At 67.0% G+C, this 24,550-nt stretch carries 26 protein-coding genes; 8 read left to right on the top strand and 18 right to left on the bottom strand.

The features are described from left to right. Positions 1–58: 58 nt before the first annotated feature. A complete protein-coding gene (locus OG405_RS05340; protein ID WP_442790664.1) occupies positions 59–772 on the bottom strand; it encodes an Rv2732c family membrane protein in 714 nt (237 codons plus the stop codon). Continuing rightward, positions 769–2,235, bottom strand: coding sequence for a tRNA (N6-isopentenyl adenosine(37)-C2)-methylthiotransferase MiaB (miaB, locus tag OG405_RS05335; RefSeq protein WP_327152226.1), 1,467 nt, complete (start codon positions 2,233–2,235; stop codon positions 769–771). Before miaB ends, OG405_RS05340 begins: the two co-directional genes overlap by 4 nt. Positions 2,236–2,689: 454 nt before the next feature. Here miaB and OG405_RS05330 point away from each other — a divergent pair, with 454 nt between their 5' ends. The 4 genes from OG405_RS05330 (at position 2,690) to OG405_RS05315 (ending at position 6,265) form a co-directional block, all read left to right on the top strand. Continuing rightward, the gene (locus tag OG405_RS05330; RefSeq protein WP_327152225.1) at positions 2,690–3,418 is read left to right on the top strand and encodes an amino acid ABC transporter ATP-binding protein; all 729 of its coding nucleotides are present in this window, start codon (positions 2,690–2,692) and stop codon (positions 3,416–3,418) included. 71 nt (positions 3,419–3,489) lie between these two features. Beyond that, entirely contained in the window at positions 3,490–4,329 is an 840-nt protein-coding gene (locus OG405_RS05325; protein ID WP_327150510.1) for a glutamate ABC transporter substrate-binding protein, read from the top strand. Between the two features lie 135 nt (positions 4,330–4,464). Further along, positions 4,465–5,094, top strand: a complete 630-nt coding sequence (locus tag OG405_RS05320) for an amino acid ABC transporter permease (RefSeq protein ID WP_327152224.1) — start codon at positions 4,465–4,467, stop codon at positions 5,092–5,094. Positions 5,095–5,371: 277 nt separating this feature from the next. Further along, positions 5,372–6,265, top strand: a complete 894-nt coding sequence (locus OG405_RS05315; protein ID WP_327150509.1) for an amino acid ABC transporter permease — start codon at positions 5,372–5,374, stop codon at positions 6,263–6,265. 94 nt (positions 6,266–6,359) lie between these two features. On the opposite strand, the gene recX is transcribed toward OG405_RS05315, so the two are convergent. The 11 genes from recX to pgsA form a co-directional block, all read right to left on the bottom strand. Beyond that, complete coding sequence (gene recX / locus OG405_RS05310; RefSeq protein ID WP_327152223.1) at positions 6,360–7,013, bottom strand: recombination regulator RecX; 654 nt, start codon at positions 7,011–7,013, stop codon at positions 6,360–6,362. Positions 7,014–7,092: 79 nt separating this feature from the next. Continuing rightward, positions 7,093–8,133 carry a recombinase RecA gene (recA, locus tag OG405_RS05305; RefSeq protein ID WP_327150508.1) on the bottom strand — a complete coding sequence of 347 codons (1,041 nt, stop codon included), beginning with the start codon at positions 8,131–8,133 and terminating at the stop codon, positions 7,093–7,095. A gap of 221 nt (positions 8,134–8,354) precedes the next feature. Then, positions 8,355–8,549: a DUF3046 domain-containing protein gene (locus OG405_RS05300; protein WP_327150507.1), complete on the bottom strand. Its 195-nt coding sequence runs from the start codon at positions 8,547–8,549 to the stop codon at positions 8,355–8,357. A 44-nt stretch (positions 8,550–8,593) separates the two neighbouring features. Next, entirely contained in the window at positions 8,594–9,757 is a 1,164-nt protein-coding gene (locus tag OG405_RS05295) for a glycosyltransferase (protein ID WP_327150506.1), read from the bottom strand. Positions 9,758–9,918: 161 nt separating this feature from the next. After that, positions 9,919–10,632, bottom strand: a complete 714-nt coding sequence (locus OG405_RS05290) for a PIG-L deacetylase family protein (protein WP_327150505.1) — start codon at positions 10,630–10,632, stop codon at positions 9,919–9,921. 89 nt (positions 10,633–10,721) lie between these two features. Continuing rightward, positions 10,722–10,931, bottom strand: a complete 210-nt coding sequence (locus OG405_RS05285; protein WP_327152632.1) for a hypothetical protein — start codon at positions 10,929–10,931, stop codon at positions 10,722–10,724. 72 nt (positions 10,932–11,003) lie between these two features. After that, positions 11,004–11,948, bottom strand: a complete 945-nt coding sequence (gene pspM / locus OG405_RS05280; RefSeq protein ID WP_327150504.1) for a phage shock envelope stress response protein PspM — start codon at positions 11,946–11,948, stop codon at positions 11,004–11,006. A 29-nt stretch (positions 11,949–11,977) separates the two neighbouring features. Further along, positions 11,978–12,811 (bottom strand): PspA/IM30 family protein, encoded by an 834-nt coding sequence (locus tag OG405_RS05275; protein ID WP_327150503.1) that lies wholly within the window; start codon positions 12,809–12,811, stop codon positions 11,978–11,980. Positions 12,812–13,035: 224 nt separating this feature from the next. Then, positions 13,036–13,476 carry a helix-turn-helix domain-containing protein gene (locus OG405_RS05270; RefSeq protein ID WP_327150502.1) on the bottom strand — a complete coding sequence of 147 codons (441 nt, stop codon included), beginning with the start codon at positions 13,474–13,476 and terminating at the stop codon, positions 13,036–13,038. Between the two features lie 125 nt (positions 13,477–13,601). Continuing rightward, complete coding sequence (locus OG405_RS05265; RefSeq protein ID WP_327150501.1) at positions 13,602–14,117, bottom strand: CinA family protein; 516 nt, start codon at positions 14,115–14,117, stop codon at positions 13,602–13,604. Next, positions 14,114–14,746, bottom strand: coding sequence for a CDP-diacylglycerol--glycerol-3-phosphate 3-phosphatidyltransferase (gene pgsA / locus OG405_RS05260; RefSeq protein ID WP_327152222.1), 633 nt, complete (start codon positions 14,744–14,746; stop codon positions 14,114–14,116). Before pgsA ends, OG405_RS05265 begins: the two co-directional genes overlap by 4 nt. Before the next feature lie 131 nt (positions 14,747–14,877). Here pgsA and OG405_RS05255 point away from each other — a divergent pair, with 131 nt between their 5' ends. Continuing rightward, positions 14,878–15,429, top strand: coding sequence for an amino-acid N-acetyltransferase (locus tag OG405_RS05255; protein ID WP_327150500.1), 552 nt, complete (start codon positions 14,878–14,880; stop codon positions 15,427–15,429). 86 nt (positions 15,430–15,515) lie between these two features. Continuing rightward, complete coding sequence (locus OG405_RS05250; protein ID WP_327150499.1) at positions 15,516–15,800, top strand: YciI family protein; 285 nt, start codon at positions 15,516–15,518, stop codon at positions 15,798–15,800. Between the two features lie 48 nt (positions 15,801–15,848). On the opposite strand, the gene OG405_RS05245 is transcribed toward OG405_RS05250, so the two are convergent. From OG405_RS05245 to OG405_RS05235, 3 genes are all read right to left on the bottom strand, one after another. Continuing rightward, positions 15,849–16,853, bottom strand: a complete 1,005-nt coding sequence (locus OG405_RS05245; protein ID WP_327150498.1) for a TerC family protein — start codon at positions 16,851–16,853, stop codon at positions 15,849–15,851. 127 nt (positions 16,854–16,980) lie between these two features. Continuing rightward, the gene (locus OG405_RS05240; protein WP_327150497.1) at positions 16,981–19,611 is read right to left on the bottom strand and encodes a DNA translocase FtsK; all 2,631 of its coding nucleotides are present in this window, start codon (positions 19,609–19,611) and stop codon (positions 16,981–16,983) included. Positions 19,612–19,784: 173 nt separating this feature from the next. Beyond that, on the bottom strand, positions 19,785–20,408 hold the full coding sequence (locus OG405_RS05235) for a TIGR03085 family metal-binding protein (RefSeq protein WP_327150496.1): 624 nt from the start codon (positions 20,406–20,408) through the stop codon (positions 19,785–19,787). Positions 20,409–20,532: 124 nt separating this feature from the next. Here OG405_RS05235 and OG405_RS05230 point away from each other — a divergent pair, with 124 nt between their 5' ends. Both OG405_RS05230 and OG405_RS05225 read left to right on the top strand, forming a co-directional pair. Then, a complete protein-coding gene (locus tag OG405_RS05230; RefSeq protein WP_327150495.1) occupies positions 20,533–20,928 on the top strand; it encodes a DUF4189 domain-containing protein in 396 nt (131 codons plus the stop codon). Between the two features lie 67 nt (positions 20,929–20,995). After that, positions 20,996–21,556: a hypothetical protein gene (locus tag OG405_RS05225; protein ID WP_327150494.1), complete on the top strand. Its 561-nt coding sequence runs from the start codon at positions 20,996–20,998 to the stop codon at positions 21,554–21,556. 78 nt (positions 21,557–21,634) lie between these two features. Here the strand turns inward: OG405_RS05225 and OG405_RS05220 are convergent, their stop codons facing one another. Together OG405_RS05220 and dapA are read right to left on the bottom strand one after the other, a co-directional pair. Beyond that, positions 21,635–23,608, bottom strand: coding sequence for a ribonuclease J (locus tag OG405_RS05220; RefSeq protein WP_327150493.1), 1,974 nt, complete (start codon positions 23,606–23,608; stop codon positions 21,635–21,637). Further along, positions 23,605–24,513 carry a 4-hydroxy-tetrahydrodipicolinate synthase gene (dapA, locus tag OG405_RS05215; RefSeq protein ID WP_327150492.1) on the bottom strand — a complete coding sequence of 303 codons (909 nt, stop codon included), beginning with the start codon at positions 24,511–24,513 and terminating at the stop codon, positions 23,605–23,607. The genes OG405_RS05220 and dapA overlap by 4 nt, the downstream gene beginning before the upstream one ends. Between the last annotated feature and the right edge of the window lie 37 nt (positions 24,514–24,550).

Here is a 24,550-nt window from a genome sequence, read left to right as displayed (position 1 = left end):
CTCACCGATCCGTCCGTCGCTGCCCAGCGGGTTGCGGCGGACGGACCTGTATGCCGTCTCAGTCCTCGCCGAACCGTTCGCGCCGCTGCCGTTCCTCGTCGCGGGCCGCAGCGATCCGCCGCTGTTCCTCCGCCGCCAGCTGCAGCGAGGTCCGGCTCCACACGACCTTCACCCAGTGGAAGGTCAGCACCATGATCGCGAGCGTGCCCAGCATCAGCCCGATCCCCGGCCCGGCCCCCACATAATTGTTCAGCCCAGGGGTCTGCCGGTGCCAGATCGAGAACACCCCGAACGCGCTCGCGATCGCCGACCCGGCCACGGCGATCCACGCCAGTACCCAGCGCCGGGTCATCAGGGCCAGCAATGAGAACCCGATCCCGAAGACCAGCACGAACCAGACGAAGATCCGGGACGGCAGACCGATGTGCTCGGCTGTGGCGGCCTCGGACCCGAGCAGAACGTCGAAGCCGCGCGCACTACCGGCATGGGGTAGCACCAGCGAGACCAGCAGCGCGAACACCGCGACCGCCACAACCATTGCCCGCACACCCGGGTCGATCTCACCGGCGATCCGGCGTTCCACGGCGTCGAGGTCTTCCCGGAATTCTTCGAACTGCTCGGTATCGGCCGGATTCACTTCGTCCTCTTCTCCCTCGCCCGATTCGTCTCCCGTGGCCGGGGTTCCCGGCGTCGCGTCCGGCGGCAACGAGTCCCGGCCTTCCTCCGGCGAACGGTCCTGGTCGCCGCGATCCTTGTCCCCGGTCCCGCTCATATCCCGCATCCGGAGGCACAGCCCGAGGCGACCGGTTCCGCCGCGGGCGCCCCGATCCGCGGCAGCCCCAGCCCCACACCGATGGGAGCGGTCTTCGGGGTGGTCCCGGCCTCGTGTGCGTCACCGGCCCGGGTCCGGCGGTGGTCCCGGATCCCGGCGTCCGCGACCAGGTGGTGCGGTGCCGCTCCGGTCACCTCGACGGTGACCAGGTCGCCCGGGCGAATCGGTGCGGCGGTTCCGTCGGGACGGAAATGCACCAGTCGCCCGTCCCGGGCCCGGCCGCTCATCCGGGCTGTCGCCGCGTTCTTCTTACCCGCGCCGTCGGCCACCAGCAGTTCGACCTCGGTGCCGACCAGAGCGCGGTTGGCTTCCAGGCAGACCTGTTCCTGCAGCGCGATCAGCCGGTCGTAGCGCTCCTGCACGACCTTCTTGGGGACCTGCTCGGCCATCTCCGCGGCCGGAGTACCCGGGCGCGGCGAGTACTGGAAGGTGAAAGCGCTGGTGAAGCGGGCCGCTCGTACCACGTCGAGGGTCTGCTGGAAATCTTCCTCGGTCTCCCCCGGGAAGCCGACGATGATATCGGTGGTGATCGCGGCGTGTGGCATCGCGGCCCGAACCTTCTCGATGATCCCCAGGTAGCGCGCCTGCCGGTAGGACCGCCGCATGGCTTTCAGGACGCGGTCCGAACCCGACTGCAATGGCATGTGCAGCTGCGGGCAGACGTTCGGGGTCTCGGCCATCGCCTCGATGACATCGTCGGTGAACTCGGCCGGATGCGGGGAGGTGAAGCGCACCCGCTCCAAGCCTTCGATCCCACCGCAGGCCCGTAGCAGTTTCGCGAAGGCACCCCGGTCGCGGGGTTGTTCGGGATCGGCGAAGGAGGCGCCGTAGGCGTTGACGTTCTGCCCGAGCAGGGTCACCTCCAGCACACCCTGCTCCACGAGGGCCTGCACTTCGGCCAGGATGTCACCGGGCCGCCGGTCCACCTCTTTGCCGCGCAGCGCGGGCACGATGCAGAAGGTGCAGGTGTTGTTGCAGCCGACCGAGATCGAGACCCAGCCCGCGTAGGCCGATTCGCGCCGGGCGGGCAGGTTCGACGGGAACGCCTCGAGCGATTCCAGGATCTCGACCTGTGCTTCGTCATTGTGCCGGGCGCGCTCCAGCAGCACCGGTAGCGATCCGATGTTGTGCGTGCCGAACACGACGTCCACCCAGGGTGCCCGGCTCAGCACCGAATCGCGATCCTTCTGAGCGAGGCAGCCGCCGACCGCGATCTGCATACCGGGCCGGGACGCCTTGACCGGCGCGAGATGGCCCAGCGTGCCGTACAGCTTGTTGTCCGCGTTCTCCCGCACCGCGCAGGTGTTGAAAACCACCAGGTCGGCTGTCGCGCCGGGCGCGGCCTTCCGGTAGCCCGCATCCTCGAGCAGGCCGGACAAGCGTTCGGAATCGTGCACGTTCATCTGGCAGCCGAAGGTGCGGACCTCGTAACTGCGCGCACCCACCGGCTCGAGCTCGGCGGGAAGCGCTACCTGTCCGATCGAATCCACGCGTCCAGAGTACGGGCCGGGGTCCGACCGTTTCCCGGCAGATCCGCACCTCCGGCCGCTGCGACCGCCGCCGGGCTCCAACACGCCGATTCCGAGGGGCTACCGCCCCGTGGCGCAGTTCACAAAAGGCTGCGCTTCAGCAAATTTTCGCCGGCACTTTGTTTCGGCGCCTGAGGCAGGCAAATCCCGGACGAGCGAACGGATTACGGCGTATTACCAGCGGATTAAACCCGAATTTCGGCGCGGCGTGGCGTCGGGGTGTGTCGCCGAAAGGCTCGCAAAACCGGAATTTCGGCTTAAGGTCAGTCCCATGACCGACACCGACGCCGACGCGCCCGGGGCGGCCGGCGACACCACCGCTCCGCCCATGATCACCCTACGCGCCGTCGACAAGCACTTCGGTGCCCTGCACGTGCTGCGCGATATCAACCTCGAGGTGCCCCGTGGGCAGGTCGTCATCGTGCTCGGGCCGTCGGGCTCCGGGAAGTCGACACTCTGCCGCACCATCAACCGGCTGGAGCCGATCGATTCCGGCGAGATCAGCGTCGACGGGGTGCCACTGCCCGCCGAGGGGCGCGCCCTCGCCGCCCTGCGCGCCGATGTCGGAATGGTCTTCCAGTCGTTCAACCTCTTCGCGCACAAGACGATCGTGGAGAACGTCATGCTCGCGCCGTTGAAGGTCCGCGGGACCAAGAAGGACGAGGCCCGCCGGCGCGCCATGGAACTGCTGGAACGGGTCGGTATCGCCAACCAGGCCGACAAGTACCCCGCCCAACTCTCCGGCGGGCAGCAGCAGCGGGTCGCCATCGCCCGGGCACTGGCCATGAACCCCAAAGTGATGCTGTTCGACGAGCCCACCTCGGCGCTGGACCCGGAAATGGTCAACGAGGTACTCGACGTGATGGTTTCGCTGGCCAAAGAGGGGATGACCATGCTGGTGGTCACCCATGAGATGGGCTTCGCCCGCCGTGCCGGCGACCGGGTGCTGTTCATGGCCGACGGCCAGGTCGTGGAGGACACCGACCCGGAGACATTCTTCAGCGCACCGAAGTCCGATCGTGCCAAGGACTTCCTGGGCAAGATTCTCAGTCACTGAATCTGTCCGGCGGATAGACAGGCACAAACTCGAGGGCATCGCGCCGTCGAGGAGATGAGGGAAGGAAACCGATGAGGATCAATCGAGCACTCCGTATCGCGGTCGGCGCCGTCGCTGTGGCCGTCACCGCTGCCACCACCGCGGCCTGTGGCGGCGGCAGCGATAAGACCGCGCTGGAGAACGCCGAGGAAGGCGAGCTCACCATCGGCATAAAATTCGATCAGCCCGGGCTGGGTCTGCGTAATACCGACGGGACCTATAGCGGCTTCGATATCGAAGTGGCCAAGTACGTGGCCGCCGAGCTCGGCGTCCAGCCGGACAGCATCACCTTCAAGGAGGCCCCCTCCGCGCAGCGCGAGACCCTGATCGAGAACGGACAGGTCGATTTCGTGGTCGGCACCTACTCGATCACCGACGCACGCAAGGAGAAGGTCGATTTCGCCGGCCCCTACTACGTCGCGGGCCAGAGCCTGCTGGTGCGGGCCGACAACAACGAGATCACCGGTCCGGAGAGCCTCAAAGGTAAGACGGTGTGCTCGGTGACCGGCGCCACGCCCGCCCAGAACATAAAGGAGAAGTACCCCGATACCCAGCTGCAGACCTACGACACCTACTCGCTGTGCCTCGAAGGTCTCAACAGCGGTGCCGTCGCGGCGGTGACCACGGACGACATCATTCTCGCCGGTTACGCATCGCAGTCACCGGGCAAATACAAGGTCGTCGGCGATAAGTTCACCACGGAGAACTACGGGATCGGCCTGAAGAAGGGCGATCAGGACACCCGCAACAAGATCAACGACGCGATCGAGGAAATGATCAGCTCGGGCGCCTGGGACACCGCCTTCCAGGAAACGGTCGGTAAGGCCGCGAGCTACGCAACCCCGCAGGCCCCCCAGGTGGACCGGTACTGACCCACCGCATCGGAGGGCCGGGTCGCATCGCGATCCGGCCCTCCGATCCCGGCCCATCCCGCCGATCGGAGGCGCGCAACCACCGTGTTCGATTTGATCTCGGAATACGACACCCAGCTGCTCGAAGCATTCTGGATGACCATAAAACTCACCCTGTTCTCGGCCGTGGGTTCCCTGGTGCTGGGCACCGTCGTCGCCGGAATGCGGGTATCGCCGGTCCCCGTGGCCCGCTGGGCCGGTACGGCCTACGTCGCCGTGTTCCGCAATACCCCGCTCACCCTTATCCTGGTGTTCTGCTCGCTGGGCCTGTACTCGACGCTCGGGATGAACCTGGCTTCCGAGGGACCCACCTCGCTGGCCGACAACAATTTCCGCTGGGCAGTCATCGGCCTCAGTATCTACACCGCGGCATTCGTCTGTGAATCGCTCCGGTCCGGTATCAACACCGTCCCGATGGGCCAGTCCGAGGCCGGCCGCTCGCTGGGTCTGAGCTTTCTGCAGAACCTGCGGATCATCGTGTTGCCGCAGGCATTCCGTTCAGTGATAGCCCCGTTGGGCAGTGTGTTCATCGCGCTGACCAAGAACACGACGGTCGCCTCCGCGATCAGTGTCGCCGAGGCTTCGTTCCTGATGAAGAACATGATCGAAACCGAGGCGGCGCTGCTGGCCATCGGCCTGATCTTCACGCTCGGCTTCGTGATCCTCACGCTGCCCGCCGGCCTGCTGTTCGGACATCTGGCCAAACGATTCGAGGTGGCCCGATGATGCGATACCTTCGCCTTCGCTCCGGCCTCCGCGAGACCGCATCAACCCGAAACGTGGGAGGCTCGATGATGCGATACCTCCGCCTTCGCTCCGGGCTCCGCGGACCGCATCGACCCGATTCGGGGGAGCCCTCGATTATGCGATTCTGCGATACCTTCGCCTTCGCTCCGACCTCCGCGGACCGCATCAACCTGATCCGTGGAGGCTCGATACTGCGATACCTTCGCCTTCGCTCCGACCTCCGCGGACCGCATCGAACCGAGTCGTGGGAGGCTCTATGACACGCGAGGCATCTGTTCTCTATGACGCCCCGGGACCTGCCGCCCGCGTCCGCAATATCGTCTACTCGGTTCTGGTATTCGCGGTGGTCGCGGCCGCGGGCTGGTTCGTCTATCGCGGCTTCGCCGACAAAGGGCAATTCACGGCCGAGAAATGGGAACCGTTCCTGGACGGGGCGGTCTGGAGCACCTATATCCTGCCCGGCCTGCGCGGAACAGTGGTAGCCGCGCTGCTTTCCATCGTCTTCGCGCTGGTCATCGGCATGATCTTCGGTATCGCCCGGCTCTCGGATCACCGCTGGGTGCGCTGGACCGCGGGCACGCTCGTCGAGATCGCCCGCGCCGTCCCGGTGCTGATCCTGATGATCTTCCTGTTCGCGCTGTACTCCGAATACGACCTCTTCGAATCCGAGTACCTGGCGTTGGGCGCCGTTGTCACCGCACTGACCATCTACAACGGGTCGGTGATCGCCGAAATCGTGCGGGCCGGAATCCTGTCACTGCCCAAGGGACAGACGGAAGCAGGTGTGGCGCTCGGCCTGCGCAAGGGTCAGCTCATGCGGCTCATCCTGCTCCCGCAGGCGATCACTGCGATGCTGCCGGCCTTGATCTCCCAGATGGTGGTCGCGCTGAAGGATTCGGCGCTGGGCTACGTGATCACCTACGAGGAGGTCGTTCGAAGCGCCCAACAACTCGGTGCCGCGGAATCGAACACGATCCCCGCGCTCATCGTGGTCGCCATCATCATGATCGTGCTGAATGTGCTGCTCTCCACGACCGCCACCTGGCTGGAGAAGCGGTTGCGGTCCGGACGCCGCAAACGTGGCGGCACCGTCGTCGCGGCCGATTCGGTGATCGGGGACGCCGTACCCGGGGTGGATATCACCAAGTAGTCCCATCACTGTGCCCGGTCGAACGAGCCGGGCACAGTGAGATGGGCACCGATCGGATCTCGCCGATATCGTCTCCACGCACTTCCGGCGCCGATCAATCCGGCGGAGCGTCCTCGTCCCCGACTCCGCCGGACCCGTCCCATTCGGCTTTGACCACCGCATAGGCCACGGAATGCCCGTAACCGCGGCGGGCCAGCATCCCGACCAGCCGCCGGATGGCCTTCTCTCGATCCAGGCCTGTCGGCAAGCTTCGCAGCTTGCGCCGCACCAGCTCGGTGGCGCGCTCGTATTCGTCGTCGGCCGTCACGGTCTCCAGCGCGGCCGCGGAATCCTCTTGCGATACCCCTTTGCGCCGCAGCTCCTGTTCCAGAGCACGCCGACCCTTTCCGGAGAAACCGTGGCGTTGCTGTACCCATTGTCGCGCGAAATCGGCATCGTCGATCAGTCCGGCCTCGGCCAGCCGGTCGAGTACCTGATGGCTCACCTCGGGTGTATGTCCTTTGCCGGACAGCCGCTGCGCGAGCTCCGCTCGACTGCGCGCACGGACAGCCAATAACCGCAGGCAGGCCTCTTTCGCCTGTTCGAAGCTCCCTCCGGAATCGCCACCGCCGAGCTCGCGAGAATCGCTCCGCCGATCGGCCGACGATCGATCCGGTGCCTCGGAGCCGGCCGGACGAGCCCGCTGCGGATCGGGCTCGTCCGGCCGTGGACTCCGAGCGGAACCGGAAGCTACGCCACCGGCCGCCAGGAGTTCGTCGAGTCGGCGCTGCATCTGCGCCACCGGATCGGTAGTCTCGGCAGGCGCCCCTGCCCGTTCGCCCATCGGGTCAGAAATCGGCCGGGGTCTCTTCTTCCGTCGCGGTCACATCCGCACCGATCCCCAGCTTTTCCTTGATCTTCTTCTCGACCTCGTCCCGGATATCGGTGTTCTCCAGGAGGAATTTCCGGGCGTTCTCCTTGCCCTGCCCGAGCTGATCGCCTTCGTAGGTGTACCAGGAACCGGATTTACGAATAAATCCGTGTTCCACGCCCATATCGATCAGCGAACCCTCCTTCGAAATTCCGTGACCGTACAGAATATCGAATTCGGCCTGTTTGAACGGCGGCGAAACCTTGTTCTTCACGACCTTGACCCGAGTCCGGTTACCCACCGCGTCGCTGCCGTCCTTCAGCGTTTCGATACGGCGCACATCGAGCCGCACGGACGCGTAGAATTTGAGTGCCTTTCCGCCCGTGGTCGTTTCGGGGGAACCGAACATGACACCGATCTTCTCGCGCAACTGGTTGATGAAGACGGCGGTGGTGCCGGAATTGTTCAGCGCACTGGTCATCTTGCGCAGCGCCTGGCTCATCAGGCGAGCCTGCAGGCCGACGTGACTGTCACCCATTTCGCCTTCGATCTCGGCGCGGGGCACCAGGGCGGCCACCGAGTCGATGACGATGATGTCGATGGCGCCGGAGCGGACCAGCATATCGGCGATTTCCAGGGCCTGCTCACCGGTATCCGGCTGGGAGACCAGCAACGCGTCGGTATCTACGCCGAGCTTGGCAGCGTAATCGGGGTCGAGCGCGTGTTCGGCGTCGATGAAGGCAGCGACACCACCGGCAGCCTGCGCATTGGCGACCGCGTGCAGGGCGACCGTGGTCTTACCGGACGATTCCGGGCCGTAGATCTCGACGACCCGGCCGCGCGGCAGACCGCCGATGCCCAGTGCGACGTCGAGCGCGATGGAACCGGTCGGAATCACCGAGATCGGCTGCCGAGCCTCCTCGCCGAGGCGCATCACCGCCCCCTTGCCGAAACTCTTCTCGACCTGCGCGAGCGCGAGTTCGAGCGCTTTGTCGCGGTCATAGGGCTGTGGCGCCATCGTGACTCCCCTTTTCACCGGGTGGTAGGTGGGTGGTGTGGTTGGCGCCCACAGTAGAGGTCGGCACCGACAAGTTCCGGCATCAGCCTAGACGAACAAATGTTCGAGTCAAGCTACTGTTCCGCGCGTCGCGCCGGTTCACCACCGCGGTAGTCCGGTCACATCGCCTTCCGGCCGGGGCTCGTGGATACGCTGCTGATCCGCCCGCCGGCAGGTCCGATTCACCACCGCGCACGCGGGACATCGAATTCGGCGCAGAGGGCGCGCCATACCTCGCGAGGATCGACACCGGCTTCGATGGCGGCGGCACCGGTCCGGCCGTCCAGCGCGAGGATCACGTGATCGTTGAGCAGGGTGTCGCCACGAGCCACGCCGAATTCGGTGTGCATGAGTTCCTGGAATTCCGTCAACCGCACCGTGCACAAGTTACCCGCACTCTCCGCCGCGGCCACGGCGGCGGTCAGTGCGTCCGCACCGAATCGAGCACCCGGTGACAGATCCCTACCGGGTCGGCCACCGAGGCGGCCCCGGCGGCGGCCGCCCGGGACGCCTCGGTGAAACCCGGTTCGGCCAGTACGCGCAGCACCGCCTCGCGCACGGCCGCCGCGGTGAGCGGCCGGACCAGCAGCGAAGAACCCTGGCGTTGGGCGCGATTGGCGAGCTCCCACTGGTCACCGCCACCGGGCACGGTCACCACGGGCACTCCCGCGGACAGTGATTTCGCCAGCAGTCCGTGCCCCCCGCCGCCGACCACCACCGCGGCATGGGTGAGCAGTTCATCCTGTCGCCCGAGACCTGCGGTAGCCCATTGCGGCAACGACCGCGGCGGCTCGTCGAGCATGGAGATCGCTACTCGGAGGCCGGTCCCGTCCAACGCTTCGAGCACCGTCTCCGCCATCCCCGCCACCCCGGTGTGCGCGGTGGACGGCGCCACGACCACCAGGGGCTCGTCCCCGGGCGGCAGCTCCAGCTGCCGCTCGGTGGGCTCCCACAGCAGCGGTCCGACCAGTTCGGCTTCGGCCGGCCAGTCCGGACGCGACACCTCCAGCGCGGGCAAGGTCGCGATCAGCCGCGCGGCCGGTCCCGGATCGGGCGCCGGCAGACCCACCCCGGCCCTGGCGGTCTCCCGTTGCCGTAGCCCGGTCCGCACCGCGCGAGCGGTGAACATCCGCAGCACCGAATCCCGCGCACGTCCGCGCACCCCGGCGCCCGGCGCGAGCCCGCTCCCGATGGGTGGCAGACCTCTCGAGGGCAGGTAGAGCGGGTGCGGCGAGAGCTCGACCCATGGCACCCGCAGCCGCTCGGCAGCCAGACCGCCGCCCGCGGTGAGCACATCCGACACAACCAGTTCCGGCAACATCGCTCCGAGTTCGGGCAGGATCTCGGTCGAAATATAGGCGGCCCGTTGATGGATCCGGGCACCGGCGTCACCGTCGTCGTCGGTCGGCCTGGGCGCCAGGCCTTTCAGCCGGCGCACCCCGATACCGGCCGCCCGTGCGGCCTCGAACCAGCGGGGCCCGGTGAAGAGAACAGGATCGTCGCCCGCGTCCCGGAAGCGCAGGCACAGAGCGATAGCGGGAAACGCATGGCCCGGATCGGGACCGGCGACAACAGCCACTCGCATCCACTCAGCCTGCCACGCAACCAGCGCACAGCCGTTGCCGGGGTCGGCGGCCGGGAGTAGCCCGAGGCCGGCCGCGGGGGGGTCGAGCCGATGGTCACCGCCGATATCTCATTCCCCGCCCCCGGCAGAACCCCGCATCAGATCGCGGCGATCGACACAGCTCAACCGGCGAAGGTGAACAGTTCGAATCCGACGGCGCGTTCGGCGTCGAACCCGTCCAGTGGCCGCGTCGCCAACGTCATCACCGCGCGTACCTGGTCGTGCACCGGTTCCGGACTCAGCACCTCCAGGTAGCGCCGGTGTTCGGCCAGTGACGCTTCGGCCGCGGGGACCGTGGCGGTGACGTCCACGGCGTGGGTGGCACCGGAGGGAACAGCCACCGCCGCCCAGCGGGCGGTCCACGGCGGCTGATCGGTGAGATCGGGGAAAATCCATTCGTTGCCGGCATCGGAGACCGCATCCAGGGCCGACCGGCCCACGGCACGATGATCGGCGCTGTTGACGAATCCGGGCGCCCAGGTCTCCCCGAAATGCCCGAGTACTACCAGTTCCGGTCGGTGGCGGCGAATGGCGGCGGCAAGGTCGCGCCGCAGGGCGGGGCCTGCTTCGATCCGGCCGTCGGGGTGGCCGAGGAACTCCACCTCGCGAACCCCCACGACAGCAGCCGAGGCGCGTTCCTCGGCTTCCCGCAACGGCCGGGTCTCCGCGGGAGGCATACCGGCGATTCCCGCTTCCCCCGAGGTCACCAGCACATACCGGATGTCCTTGCCCTGGCCGGTCCAGCGGGCGACCGCAGCGGAAACTCCGTACTCGATATCGTCGGGGTGGGCGACGATCACCACTGCGCGCTGCCAGTCTTCCGGAAGGTGCTTCATGGCGTCATTCAAGCACTACCCCTTTGACACGGCAAAGCCGGATTACCTTCCAGTGGAGGGTAATCCGGCTGCGTGGACGCATGGGGCGATCAGACCTTGGTGACCGTGTGGTCGTCCGATCCGGCGATCGCCTTGTAGAGCAGATACAGCCCGAACACCACGGCGCTGATCACCAGGATCGGGAACAGTCCTTTGATCAGTGCGCCGATCACCGCCAGCGCGATCCAGACGACGGCGACAACGCCGATGATCTTCCACAGCATTTGTGCCTCCCAGCGGTTGTCCCCTGTTTCGAGCATGACACTGCCGCAGCGGGAAATCACCAGGTGAGAATCAATATCCGGGGAAGATCAGGGTTGTCCCTGAGGGAGCTACGGACGTGCTCGGCGGTGGTGCGCCGCCGCCATGGGCGGCTGCCGTGCGGCCTCACCGACGGCCGGCGGCAGCATGGATTCGGGGGCCCGGTCGGCGAGTTCGGTGAGCGCCTGCGCCCAGCCGTCCATCCGGTCCGCGGCATCGCGCAGATCGGCGACGATCCCGTCGAACTCGTAGCGGAGGGCGCCTGTTTCGTCGACCGCGAGGACCCGGGTGGCCGCCGCGACCACCTGCTCGTATTCGGCGACGCCGCCGTCGAGCCGGGCGACGATCGAATCCAGTGTTCCGCGGAGCCGGTGGACGTCGGCCGCGTCGGCGATCTCGGCAGCGCCGCCGCCGAGGGTGCGGATCGCACCTTCCATGGTGGCGATATCGGCGGCGAGCGCGCTGAGCGCGGCGGCGCCGGATCCGGCGGTGGCCACCAGATCCTCCAGTTCGTCGGCTGGGAGACGCCGGGAGCGCGCGATCTGACCGGCCACTTCGTGCAACGTCCGTTCGGCGCGCGCCAGACGATCCACGGCGGGACGGGCCGCAGAGCGGGCAGCGGGGAGTTTGCGCGGGACGTATCCGGCCAGCGGCAGCGGGACCCGCCGCAACCGCAGATAACGGCGGGTACTCAGAGCGGCGCCGGTGACCAGGGCGACGGCACCACCGCCGATCACCAAGACTGCCCAGGCAGGGGCGGACAGAATCACCAGCCCGACCGCTCCAGCGGTGGTGAGACCGGAGGCCGTGCCGAGACCGATGCTGCGCCGACGGGCGCGCCGGCGCCGACGGAGTTCGCGTTCACGCGGATCGGCCCAGCGGCGGACCGCGCCGAGCGCGTTCTCTCCGGCTTCACGCAGAGTGTCGGCGACGTAGGCGGCCTGCGGCTGCATCTCGGGCCAGGCACGGGCGAACGCCCGCGGCTCGGTCGGGAATCGGGGCCTGTCAGACTTCATCGCTGTCCTCGCCGAACTCGGTGGATCCGCTACTGCTGCGCGGTCTGACCCTTGTTCATCTGTGGTTGTGGCTGTGCGGGTTCGGTCGCGGATTTACCGGCATCGATCGCAGAATTGGTGTTCCCGGCGGGCAGCGAATCGCCGCGCATGGAAGCCCTGATCTGTTCGAGCCTGCTGTGCCCGGCCATCTGGACGCTGGCCTGCTGAACTTCGAGCATGCGCCCCTGGACGGTGTTCTGGGCGAGTTCGGCGGATCCGAGCGCGGTGGCGTAGCGGCGTTCGATCTTCTCCCGCACCGCGTCCAGGCTGGGCACGCTGCCGGGAGCGGACAGGGTGCTGTCCATCTGCTGCAGGGAGGCGCTGACCTGCTCCTGCATCTTGGCCTGTTCGAGCTGGCTGAGCAGTTTGGTGCGCTCGGCAACCTTCTGCTGCAGCAGCATCGCGTTCTGCTCGACCGCTTTCTTGGCCTGTGCGGCAGCCTGCAGCGACTGGTCGTGCAGCACCTTCAAGTCCTCGACCGACTGTTCGGCGGTGACCAGCTGCGCGGCGAACGCTTCGGCGGCGTTGGTGTACTGGATCGCCTTCTCGGCATCGCCCGCGGCATTGGCCTGGTCGGCGAGGACGACGGCCTGGCGGGCATTGGCGTTGAGCTTCTCGACCTCATCGAGCTGCCGGTTCAGTTTCATCTCCAGCTGACGCTGGTTTCCGATCACCGAGGCAGCCTGCTGGGACAGGGCCTGGTGCTGACGCTGGGCCTCTTCGATAGCCTGCTGAATCTGGACCTTCGGATCCGCGTGCTCTTCGATCTTGGAGTCGAAGAGGGCCATCAGGTATTTCCAGGCCTTCGTGAACGGATTAGCCATCGGTTGATCCCGCCTCCATCTGCTGTGCCGCCTGGGCGACTCGGAGTGCGCGACCGTCACGCACTCGATACATGCCTATCCTCCACCATGCGGTGCCGGGCACCGGCCACCGAACGATGCCGCGTCTCGCCGAGAGCGGCCCGCGCCGACGCATACATACGAATCTATCCGCTCTCGTATGTCGCGCGCATTGTCACGATCGGATATACCACCGCTATAACCGGTCAGGCGGCTTCGACCAGCACCAGCGGTCCGTTGGTGGGCGCGGGAATGACGATCCTGGTATCCCCGTCGACCTGCGTGCGGGTCCCGGCAGCCGACGCCGTGGCGACACCCGACGTTGCGGGGGCGGGTTCGGTAGCCGCCTCGACAGGCTCGGGGACCGCGGTGGTCTCGGCCGGTTCGGCGGCCGAGGCGGCGGTTACGGGCAGGTCCTCGCCCGCGATCGCGGTGCTCACATCCCACAGCACTCGCGACAGCGGGACGTCGAGCGCCTCGCAGATGGCAGCCAGCAGTTCGCTGGAAGCCTCCTTGCGGCCACGCTCGACCTCGGAGAGGTAACCCAGGCTCACCCGCGCCGAGGTGGATACTTCACGCAGGGTCCGGCTCTGGGCGAGGCGCGCACGCCGCAGACTGTCCCCGATCGCTTCTCGCAGCAGCGTCATCGAGTTCTCCTTCTCCCGGTAGGCTCTTCGCCCTCATATGCCGCAGCCCACGGCACGCACGCGGATCTCTCTTCGCACAACGTCGGAACCGGCCCCGCGGGTTCCCGGGCCGGCTACGGAACTGCTCACCGGATGGGTGATCCGCCCCGTACGCACCGCAACAATTCCTGTACTGCTGCGTGTGCCGCTGTGACCCTGATATTCCACCGGTCGCCGGAGAGTTTCAACCGCATCACCTCGGTATGCCCGGGACCGGCGATTCCGAGGAAGACGATGCCGACCTCGACGCCGTCCTGCGGGTCGGGTCCGGCAACTCCCGTGAGCCCGATTCCCCAATCGGCGCCGCAGCGGATCCGGGCACCGACCGCGAGCTGTTGCGCGGTACTCGCCGCCACCGGGCCCTCGCTGGTGAGCACCTCCTCGTCGACCCCGGCGAGACTGTGTTTGAGGTCGGTCGCGTACACCACGAGTCCGCCGCGCAGCACTGCACTGGCACCGGGCACCCCGGCGATCGTGGCAGATACCAGGCCCGCGGTGAGCGATTCGGCGGTGGCGACGGTCCGGCCGCTGTCCCGCAGGGCGGCGACCAGTTCGGTGGCGGCGCTCCCGGCGGTCAGTGGTCCCGCCTGCTCGGCGGTCATCCGCGGGTTCGGTGGGGTCCGGCCAGCCATAACCTGGCGGCCTGGCCGACATAGTCCAGCCCTGTTACCACTGTCAGCACCAACGCGATCCACATCAGCGTCATTCCCGCCGTCGCGAAGCCGCCCGACAATGGGAGCAGCAGGACTCCGATGGCCACCGACTGGACGAGTGTTTTGAGTTTTCCGCCGCGACCGGCCGGGATGACCCCTCGGCGGACCACAGCCAGCCGCAGTAGGGTGACCCCGATCTCGCGCGCGCAGATGACGATCGTCATCCACCACGGCAGATCTCCCAGCAGTGAGAGCCCGATGAGCGCCGAACCGATGAGAGCCTTGTCGGCGATGGGGTCGGCCAGTTTTCCGAAATCGGTGACGAGACCGTACTTGCGGGCCAGCTGGCCGTCGAATCGGTCGGTGACGGCAGCGAGCGCGAACAGCACGGTCGCGGTGATCCGCCATTCGGCCTGGTCCCCGCCGCCGGCGAACAGCGCCAGTACGAACAGCGGTACCAGCGCGATCCTGATCATGGTGAGGATGTTGGCGATATTCAGCAGCGGGACCGCCGATTCGGCGGGCGCCGGGACGAGGCCGCCCCGCAGTGGCCCGGGCACGGCGAGACGCCGATCCATCTCCTCGGGGTGCACGCTCATGGCCGCCCTTGTGCTGCGGCGCCGGGACAGGCGCGCAGGGTCGAGCGGGAGGGCGGAGTCTGCGGCACACACTCAGACTATCGGTAGCCCGGCCGACTACTGTGCACCCCATGACCTCACGGGGACCACTGAGTGGTTCGGCCGGCGATGCGCCCGGTACGCAGACCGCCATCGTGCGGGTGCGTCGCGCCCGCACCTCGGACGTCCCGGCGATCAAATCGCTCATCGATGTGTACGCGGGTCGTATTCTGCTGGAGAAGAACCTCGTCAACCTGTACGAATCGGTGCAGGAGTTCTGGGTGGCCGAACTCGGCGACCGGGTAGTGGGCTGTGGTGCGCTGCACGTGCTGTGGGCCGATCTCGGCGAAGTCCGCACAGTCGCGGTACACCCGGAGGTCAAGGGCCACGGTGTGGGCAAACTCATCGTGGAGCAGTTGGTGATCGTGGCCCGCGAGCTGGAACTGCGGCGGTTGTTCGTACTCACCTTCGAGGTCGACTTCTTCGCCCGGCACGGTTTCGCGGAGATCGAAGGCACCCCGGTAACCGCGGAGGTCTATGCGGAGATGTGCCGGTCCTACGACACCGGCGTAGCGGAGTTCCTGGACCTCAGCTATGTGAAACCGAACACCCTCGGCAATACCCGGATGCTGCTCACGCTGTGAGGATCGCCGCGGCGTCCCTGATCGGCGTCCGGGCCGGGACGGTTTCACCGGCCCGGTGCGCGCGGGCCGCGCACTAGAGTCGACCGGTGCCTCTCTTCGCTGTTCACTACGTCTATTCCGAAGCCACCGTGCCCGCCCGCGATACTCATCGCCCGCGTCACCGCGCATGGCTGGCCGACCGGCTGGCCGAGGGTGCCCTGGTCACCAGCGGGCCGTATCCGGACGGGTCCGGCGCACTGTTGCTGTTCCGCGCGGCCGACGACGCGGCACTACAGGATCTGCTGACGCAGGACCCGTTCGCTCAGGAGAAGCTGATCGACGACGTGCGGGCGGTCGAGTGGCAGCCTGTCCTCGGAGTACTCGCCGACTGATCGCCGCGGCCCCGCCCGGAAACCGACCCGGACGGGGCGCGCCCGGCGCTACTCGCCGGACCCCGACGCCGACTTCGGCCGAGCCTGCCCGCGGGTACGCAACAGGCTGGCGACGGTCGCGACCACCAGGATGCCGAGGATCACCGACAGCGACAGCACGGTGGAGATCTCCGGGACGCTGACGTGTTCACCGCCGTTGATGAACGGCAGGGTGTTCTCGTGCAGCGCGTGCAGCACCAGTTTGACGCCGATGAAGGCCAGGATGGCCGCCAGACCGTAGGACAGGTAGACCAGTCGGTCGAGCAGTCCCCCGATCAGGAAGTAGAGCTGACGCAGGCCCATCAGCGCGAACGCGTTCGCGGTGAAGACGATGTAGGGCTCTTCGGTGAGGCCGTAGATGGCCGGGATCGAATCCAGCGCGAACAGCAGGTCGGCGAAACCGATGGCCAGCAGGGCGAGCAGCATCGGGGTCACCGTTCGGCGGCCGTCGACGCGGGTGACCAGTTTGTCGCCGTCGTAGGTCTCGGTCGTGGGCAGCAGGCGTTTGGTGAGTGCGACGATGCGGCTGTCGCGTTTCTGTTCCTCTTCGACCTCGTGGCCGCTCTCCTTGACGAGGTTGACCGCGGTGTAGACGAGGAAAAGGCCGAACAGGTAGAAGACCCAGCTGAAGGCGCCGATCGCGGCGGCGCCCACGGCGATGAAGACACCGCGCATGGCGAGTGCCACCACGATGCCGATGAGCAGCACTTTCTGCTGGTAGATCCGGGGCACCGCGAAGGTGGACATGATGATCAGGAAGATGAACAGGTTGTCCACCGAGAGTGCTTTCTCGGTGACGAAACCGGCGTAGTACTCACCGGCGAAGGTTCCGCCCCATTTCCACGCGATCACCCCGCCGAAGGCCAGGGCCAAGCCGATGTACACGGCGGACCAGAAACCGGATTCACGGAAAGTCGGTTCGTGCGGGGTACGCACATGGGCGAAGAAGTCGAAGACGAACAACCCGAGGATCACCGCGATGGTGATTCCCCAGACGAGAGCGGTTACCTGCATGCGGTGATCCGTTCAGCGGTACGAGTCATGGCATCAATAATGCCCGATATGCCCGTTTCGGCCGACTTGCGGGGTGGTTGCCCGCTATCGTCGCATACCCGCGCCGCCACGAATCGCAGCGCGCCGGTCATTCGTCGTCCGGCTCCGGCGCCTCGTCATCGCCCCCACCACGGATCGACCAGAGCAGCCCGTCGAGCTCATCGGGTTTGATCAGCACATCGCGGGCCTTGGAGCCCTCACTCGGCCCGACCACGCCCCGGGTCTCCATCAGATCCATCAACCGGCCCGCCTTCGCGAAGCCGACCCGCAGTTTGCGCTGCAGCATCGAGGTGGATCCGAACTGTGAAGTGACAACCAGCTCCACCGCCTGCAGGAAAACGTCGAGATCGTCGCCGATGTCCGGGTCGACGTCCTTCTTCTCCCCGGCCTTGGCCACGGTGACGCCCTCTGTGTACTCCGGTTCGGCCTGGTTCTTGGTGAACTCGACGACCCCGTGGATCTCCTCGTCGCTGATGAACGCACCCTGCAACCGGGTCGGTTTACCGGCACCCATCGGCAGGAACAGACCGTCGCCCATCCCGATGAGTTTCTCGGCGCCGGGCTGGTCGAGGATGACGCGCGAATCGGTGAGTGACGAGGTCGCGAACGCGAGCCGCGACGGCACGTTGGTCTTGATCAGGCCGGTTACCACGTCTACCGACGGCCGCTGGGTGGCCAACACCAGATGGATACCGGCGGCGCGCGCCTTCTGCGTGATCCGGACGATGGCATCCTCGACATCGCGGGGCGCGGTCATCATCAGATCGGCGAGTTCGTCCACGATGGCCAGGATGTAGGGGTAGGGCCGATACACCCGTTCACTGCCCAGCGGCGTGGTGATGGCACCCGATTTCACTTTGCGGTTGAAATCGTCGATATGGCGGACCTTGCTGGCCTGCATGTCCTGATATCGCTGTTCCATCTCTTCCACCAGCCACGCCAGCGCCGAGGCGGCCTTCTTCGGCTGGGTGATGATGGGTGTGATCAGATGCGGAATCCCCTCGTAGGGAGTCAGTTCCACCATCTTCGGGTCGATCAGGATCATCCGGACCTCGTCCGGAGTGGCCCGCTGCAACAGCGATACCAGCATCGAGTTCACGAAACTCGATTTACCGGAACCGGTGGACCCCGCGACCAGCAGATGTGGCATCTTGGCCAGATTCGCCGACACGAATTCACCCTCGATGTTCTTGCCGAGGCCGATCACCAGCGGATGATGGTCGTTGCGGGTGGAAGGCGCGGTGAGCACGTCGGCGAGCCGGACCAGTTCCCGGTCGGCATTGGGCACCTCGATACCGACGGCGGACTTCCCGGGGATCGGCGCGAGCAGACGCACATTCTCGGTGGCCACGGCATAGGCGATATTGCGGGTCAACGCAGTGATCTTCTCGACCTTCACACCCGGCCCGAGTTCCACCTCGTACCGGGTGACAGTCGGGCCCCGGACGAACCCGGTCACCGCGGCGTCGATCTTGAACTGCACCAGCACCTCGGTGATCGCCTCGATCATCGATTCGTTGGCGGCGCTGCGCTTACGAGGCGGATCACCCTCCACGAGCAGGTTGATCGGCGGCAGCGTGTAATCACCCTCGGTGACCCGGTCCGCGACGAATTCCGGCGCCGGAAGCGGCGGCGGGGTCTGATCGACCACCGCGGGTTCGGCAGGTTTGCGTTTCTTCCGTTTACCGGGCTGCGCCCCGTCCGCGGCGGCTGCGATCGGTTTGGCGTCGCGCAGGGGCGGTTCGCCCGCGCCGGCCACCGCGGGTCCCACGAATTCGTCGGGCTGGTGGTTCTCAGCGGCAGTACGGCTACGACGGCGGGCCCGGGTAGGCGATTCCCCGGTCTCGTACTCGTCGACCGGGTCGTAGCCGTCCCGGTAGTCGGCCTCGCCTTCATAGCCGGGCGCACCGAAGAATTCGCGCAGCCGCTGCGGCGCTTCCCGCATCGTCGTGCCGGTCATCAGCAGCACACCGAACACCATGGCCATCAGCAGGATCGGCACCGACAGCCAACCGGTGAGACCGTCGGTCACCGGGCCGCCGATGACGAAACCCACGAACCCCGCCGCATCGGCACGTCCGGCGGCATCGGCGGGGGCACCGTCGGCGATATGCCACAGCCCGAGCAGCGGCAACCCGATCAGCAGCCCGCCGAGCACCAGCCGAGGCCGGATCTCCGGGCGGGGCTCGGTCCGCATGAGCACCACCGCGATCCCGGAGGCGACGAACGGCAGCAGCGCCGAGGCCGAACCGGTGACCGCACGGATCACGGCGTCCACCGCGCGCCCGACCGGCCCGCCCGCGGACAGCCAGACGGCGGCCGCGATCACCGCGCTGAGTGCGATCAGCCCGAGGGCGGCCCCGTCGCGCCGGTGACCGTGCTCGATCTCGCCTGCCCGGCTGATGGCTCGCGTCGTGGCCCCCAGCCCACGGGCGGCCATGGTCCAGCCGCCGCTCACCATCCGGCCGAACACCGCCAACGGCGCCGTCTCGGAACGCCGCGCGGCGGCGGGCCGGCGGGCCGCGGCGCGGCGCGGACGGGTGCCGGTCGCTGGGCGTGCGGCGGCCTTACGTGTGGTTCTACGAGCCGGACCCTGGGCTTCGGCCGCGCCGGCCGCGCGTCGCGAATTGCCCGAACGGGAACGCGCCGCAGTGGTCCGCCCCCGAGCCGATCCCGCCCGCGTATCAGGTGTGGTCGTGCCGCGGGACTTACCTGCCATGGCCTCAGGCTAGCCGCAACATCCCCATCCGGACCATCCGCAACACTGGTTACGGCCGTCTCGACGGTGCGAAACAGGCCTCCACGTCGACGGGTGTGCCGGTCACAGCCGGGTGATCATCGTCGATGATTCGTGCTTCGATCGTCGTCGATATCCGATATCCATACCGGCGTTCAGATGGAGCGGTCGAGTTCGAGCACCTGCCGGACCGCATCGGGTTCACCGGATGTTTCGATCCGCACCTGATCACGCCCGAAGGCATGCAACAACAACTCCGACGGCTCCCCGATCAGAGTCACCACCGGACCGGTACCGTCCACGATCCGCACCGGCTCCCCACCGGGTGTCGAGATCGCCACCGGTACCGGCGATTTCCGGTACGCCATCTTCCCCATCTTGCGCAGTACCGACCACAGCCGCTGCTGATCCTCGGCGGGTAGTTCCCGCGGCTCCCAGCCCCTGCTCGCCCGCCGGACATCCTCGTGGTGGACGAACATCTCACTCAGATTGGCGATCGCGTCCACCGGCCGCAGCGGCGACCACCAGGGCGGACCGGTGCGTACCTTTTCCAGCAATTCGTCGAATTCCCGGCGAGCCGCCTGGTCCTGCACCTTCTGCAGATAGCCGGCGAAGGGGCGCAACATGATCCCCGGCGCGGCATCGGGACGTCGCTCCCGGACAACCAGGTGGGCCGCTAGGTCGCGCACCGTCCACTCACCACATAGGGTATCCGCGTCCGGGCCGGTGCCCTTCATCGTTTCGACCAATGCACGGCGTTCACGCTGGGCCATGTTCACACGATGAATCTAGCCGAGACCCAGCCATCGGGGAGGGGATGCGTTACCGAACCGGTTGCTCCACGGCAGAGATGCTCTGTACTTTGTCATTCGGTCCATAAGGGTCGTGGACCGAAACGCACAGATGGGAACAACTTTGAAGAAGTTTCTCACCGTTGCCGCCGTTCTGGTGGCGACCATCGGTTCTATGTTCGTCGCTTCGGTGACGCCGGCGCACGCTCAATACAGTAGCTACTACGGCGCCATCGCGGTATCGCTGTCCACCGGCAACTACGGCTGGTCCTACGACTACGACAGCTACTCCGAAGCCGAGCAGGCAGCCGAGAGCAAATGCGGCGCCGCCGACTGTGTCGCCAAGATCTCCTGGCGCAACGGCTGTGGTGCCCTGGCGGTTTCGGACAACTGGCTGAGCTACGGCTCCGGCTCCACCCGGGCCGCGGCCCGCTCCGAGGCGCTGGCCAACAACCCGGGCAATGCCCACGTCGAGCATTGGAACTGCACCTCCGGCTACGGCCTGTGAGTTCGTACCGACCACATCTTCCGACCGGCGCCGAACTCGCCGACTACTCCGTAGGGAAACCAGAACTGTGAAAATTCGACCGATCCGGGTCGTGGCCGCCATAGCGATGGCCGCCGCCGCCCTCACTTTCACCGCGTGCTCGTCCACCGAGGACACCTCGACCGACGCCGCCGCCACCAGCACCGAGGCCGCCGCCGAGTTCGAATCGGGTAAGACCCAGGACGGCCGCGAGGAAGGCAAGGCGCCGACCACCACGCCCGCGCCGAACCTGCCGAAGCCGACGGCCGAGGAACTCAACGACAAGATCAACCGGGCACTCGACGGTTCGGTCGGTGAGGACGAGAAACTGGCGTGGATCGAGGATGCCGAACAGGATCCGCAGCTGGTCGACAAACTGGTCCAGGCGGCCAAGAAGAACGAAGTAACGGTAAAGATCACCGATGTCGGCGAACCGGTCGACGGCAAGGTGACCGCCGACGCGGACGTCACCATCAGTGGCAGCCCGGTGGAGAACGCGACCGTCGATTTCGTGGCCGAGGGCGATCAGTGGAAGATCGCGCACGGATTCGCCTGCAATATCGTGAAATCCGCGCAGCTGGATTCGGCGGCCTGCCAGGCCGATTCCTGACCCGCGAGTAGTTCCGCACCGATAAACGCGAAACCGCCGGAGGGCTGAGCCCTCCGGCGGTTCCTTCTGTTCAGAGGGTCAGACCCCGAGCACCGTCGGCACGATCATCGGGCGCCGCCGGTATGTATCGGCAACCCAGCGGCCCACGATCCGCCGCACGGCCTGCGCGATGCGGTGGGTATCGGTGACGCCCTCCCCCGCCAGGCGCAGCAGTTCGGCCTCCACCAATTCGGCCGCTTCGGCCAGCGCGGTGGGATCGTCGGAGAATCCGCGACCGCTCACCTCCGGCGGGCTCACCGCCTTGCCGGTCGTCTCGTCCACAGCCACCGTGATGGCGATGAATCCACCCTCGCCGAGCACGAGCCGGTCCGACAGCGTGGATTCACCGACGTCGCCGACCGACAGGCCGTCCACGTAGACATGCCCGACCGGGACGCGGCCCACGATGGAGGCGATCCCATCGACCAGATCCACCACCACGCCGTCCTCGGCCAGCACCACTCGCTCCTCGGGCACTCCGGTGGCGACCGCGAGCGCGGCATTGGCGCGCAGATGGCGCCATTCGCCGTGCACGGGCATGGCGTTGGTCGGGCGGACCGCGTTGTACAGGTACAGCAGTTCGCCGGCCGAGGCGTGCCCGGAGACGTGCACCTTCGCGTTCTGCTGGGTGATCACCGTGGCGCCGAGCCGCGCCAGCCCGTTGACGACGGTGAACACCGAGTTCTCGTTGCCCGGGATGAGCGAGGAGGCCAGCACGACCAGATCGTCGGCACGGATGTGGATCTGCCGATGCTCGCCGCGGGCCATCCGGGACAGCGCCGACAGCGGTTCGCCCTGGGACCCGGTGGAGATGAGAACCAGTTTGTTACCGGGCAGGGTGGCGGCCTGATCGAGATCGACCACGAGACCATCGGGCACGGTGAGATAGCCCAGGTCCTGGGCGATCTGCATATTGCGCACCATGGACCGGCCGACGAAGCACACCCGGCGCCCATACTTCTGCGCCACATCCACCACCTGCTGGATCCGGTGCACATGGCTGGCGAAGGACGCCACGATCACCCGGTTGCGCGCCTTGCCGATCACCGTGTCCAGGACACCACCGATCTCCCGCTCCGGAGTGACGAAACCGGGGACCTCGGCGTTGGTGGAGTCGACCAGGAAGAGATCCACACCCTCGTCACCGAGGCGGGAGAACCCGGCCAGATCGGTCAACCGGCCGTCGAGCGGCAACTGATCGAGTTTGATGTCCCCGGTGTGCAGCACGGTTCCGGCCGGGGTGCGGATGGCCACTGCGAGAGCATCGGGGATGGAGTGATTGACCGCGAAGTACTCGCATTCGAACGGGCCGTGCTCGGTGCGCTGCCCCTCGGTCACCTCGAGCAGCTGTGGATTCAGTCGGTGTTCCCGGCATTTCGCGGCGACGAGCGCGAGGGTGAACTTCGAACCGATGACCGGGATATCGCGGCGCAACCGCAGAAGAAACGGTACGGCGCCGATATGGTCCTCGTGCCCGTGTGTCAGTACCACGGCGACCACATCGTCGATGCGGTCCTCGATCGGCCGGAAATCGGGCAGGATCAGGTCCACACCGGGTTGCTGGTCCTCGGGGAACAGCACACCGCAGTCGACGATCAGCAGTTTGCCGCCGTATTCGAAGACCGTCATATTGCGGCCGATCTCGCCGATACCGCCGAGCGCAAAGACCCGCAGGCCCTGGCGCGGCAGTTTCGGGGGCAGCGAGAGCCGGTCCTGCGCGGCGGCCTCCGGAGTGACGGCGGGCGCCGAACGGGCTGTTTCGTTACGTCCGCGGCCGGATGGGCGGCCCCGGCCGCCGCGACGCGACCGTTGGCCGCGGGCCTCCGGGGCGGTTTCGGCGGCGGACTCGGGTTCGGTTGCCACGGTCTCGGTTTCCCTTTCGACAGTGGGTCCGGCGGGTTCGGCAACCGGAGTGGCGGGCGTGGGCTCGTGCTGCGGCTCCGGCGCGGGTGCGGGAGCGCCCGCGTTGCGCCGGGCAGTACGGCGCGGACGCCGGGCGACGGGTTCACTCATTCGAGCACCCCGGCAGCCCGCAGGTCCGCGGCAAGATCTTCGAGCTGTTCCGGGCTGGGCATGATCTGCGGCAGCCGTGGTTCACCCGCGTCGATACCGAGCAATCGGAGTCCGCCTTTCGTCATCGCGACACCGCCGAGCCGGGCCATCGCGGCGTTGAGCCACAGCAGGCTGGTGTTGATATCCCGGGCGCGCACCACATCACCGGCGGAGAACGCGTCCACCATCTCGCGCAGCCGTTCGGGAACCAGATGCCCGATCACACTGATGAAGCCGACCGCGCCCATCGCCAGCCACGGCAAATTCAACATATCGTCGCCGGAGTAGAAGGCCAGATCGGTCTCGGCGATGAGCGCGGCGCCCGCGTTCAGATCACCTTTGGCGTCTTTGACCGCGACGATCCGTGGATGTTCGGCGAGTCGGCGGATCGTATCGGAGGCGATCGGGACCACCGATCTCGGCGGAATGTCGTACAGGGTGACCGGTAGATCGGTGGCGTCGGCGACCGCGGTGAAATGCGCGTACAGACCCTCCTGGGTGGGCCGTGAGTAGTACGGGGTCACCACCAACAGGCCGTGTGCACCCGCGCGCTGCGCATTGCGCGCCAGCTCGATCGAATGCGCGGTGTCGTAGGTGCCGGCGCCGGCGATCACGGTGGCCCGGCTGCCGACCGCGTCGACCACCGCGCGCAGCAGATCGGCCTTCTCCGATTCGGTGGTCGTCGGCGACTCGCCGGTGGTTCCGGAGATCGCGAGCAGGTCGATGCCCCGATCGACCAGACGATGTGCCAGGGAGACGCCGGTGTCTATGTCGAGCTTGCCCTCGGCACTGAAGGGGGTCACCATCGCGACACCTACCGTGCCGGACGCGCTCAACACCGGGGGCGTCGATTCACCGTTCGTCATGGTCAGAAAGGCTACCCGGTCACCTGATATGCCTCGA

The sequence above is a fragment of the Nocardia sp. NBC_01329 genome (genome assembly GCF_035956715.1).
GTDB lineage: Bacteria > Actinomycetota > Actinomycetes > Mycobacteriales > Mycobacteriaceae > Nocardia.
This window is presented reverse-complemented; position numbering and strand designations above follow the sequence as displayed.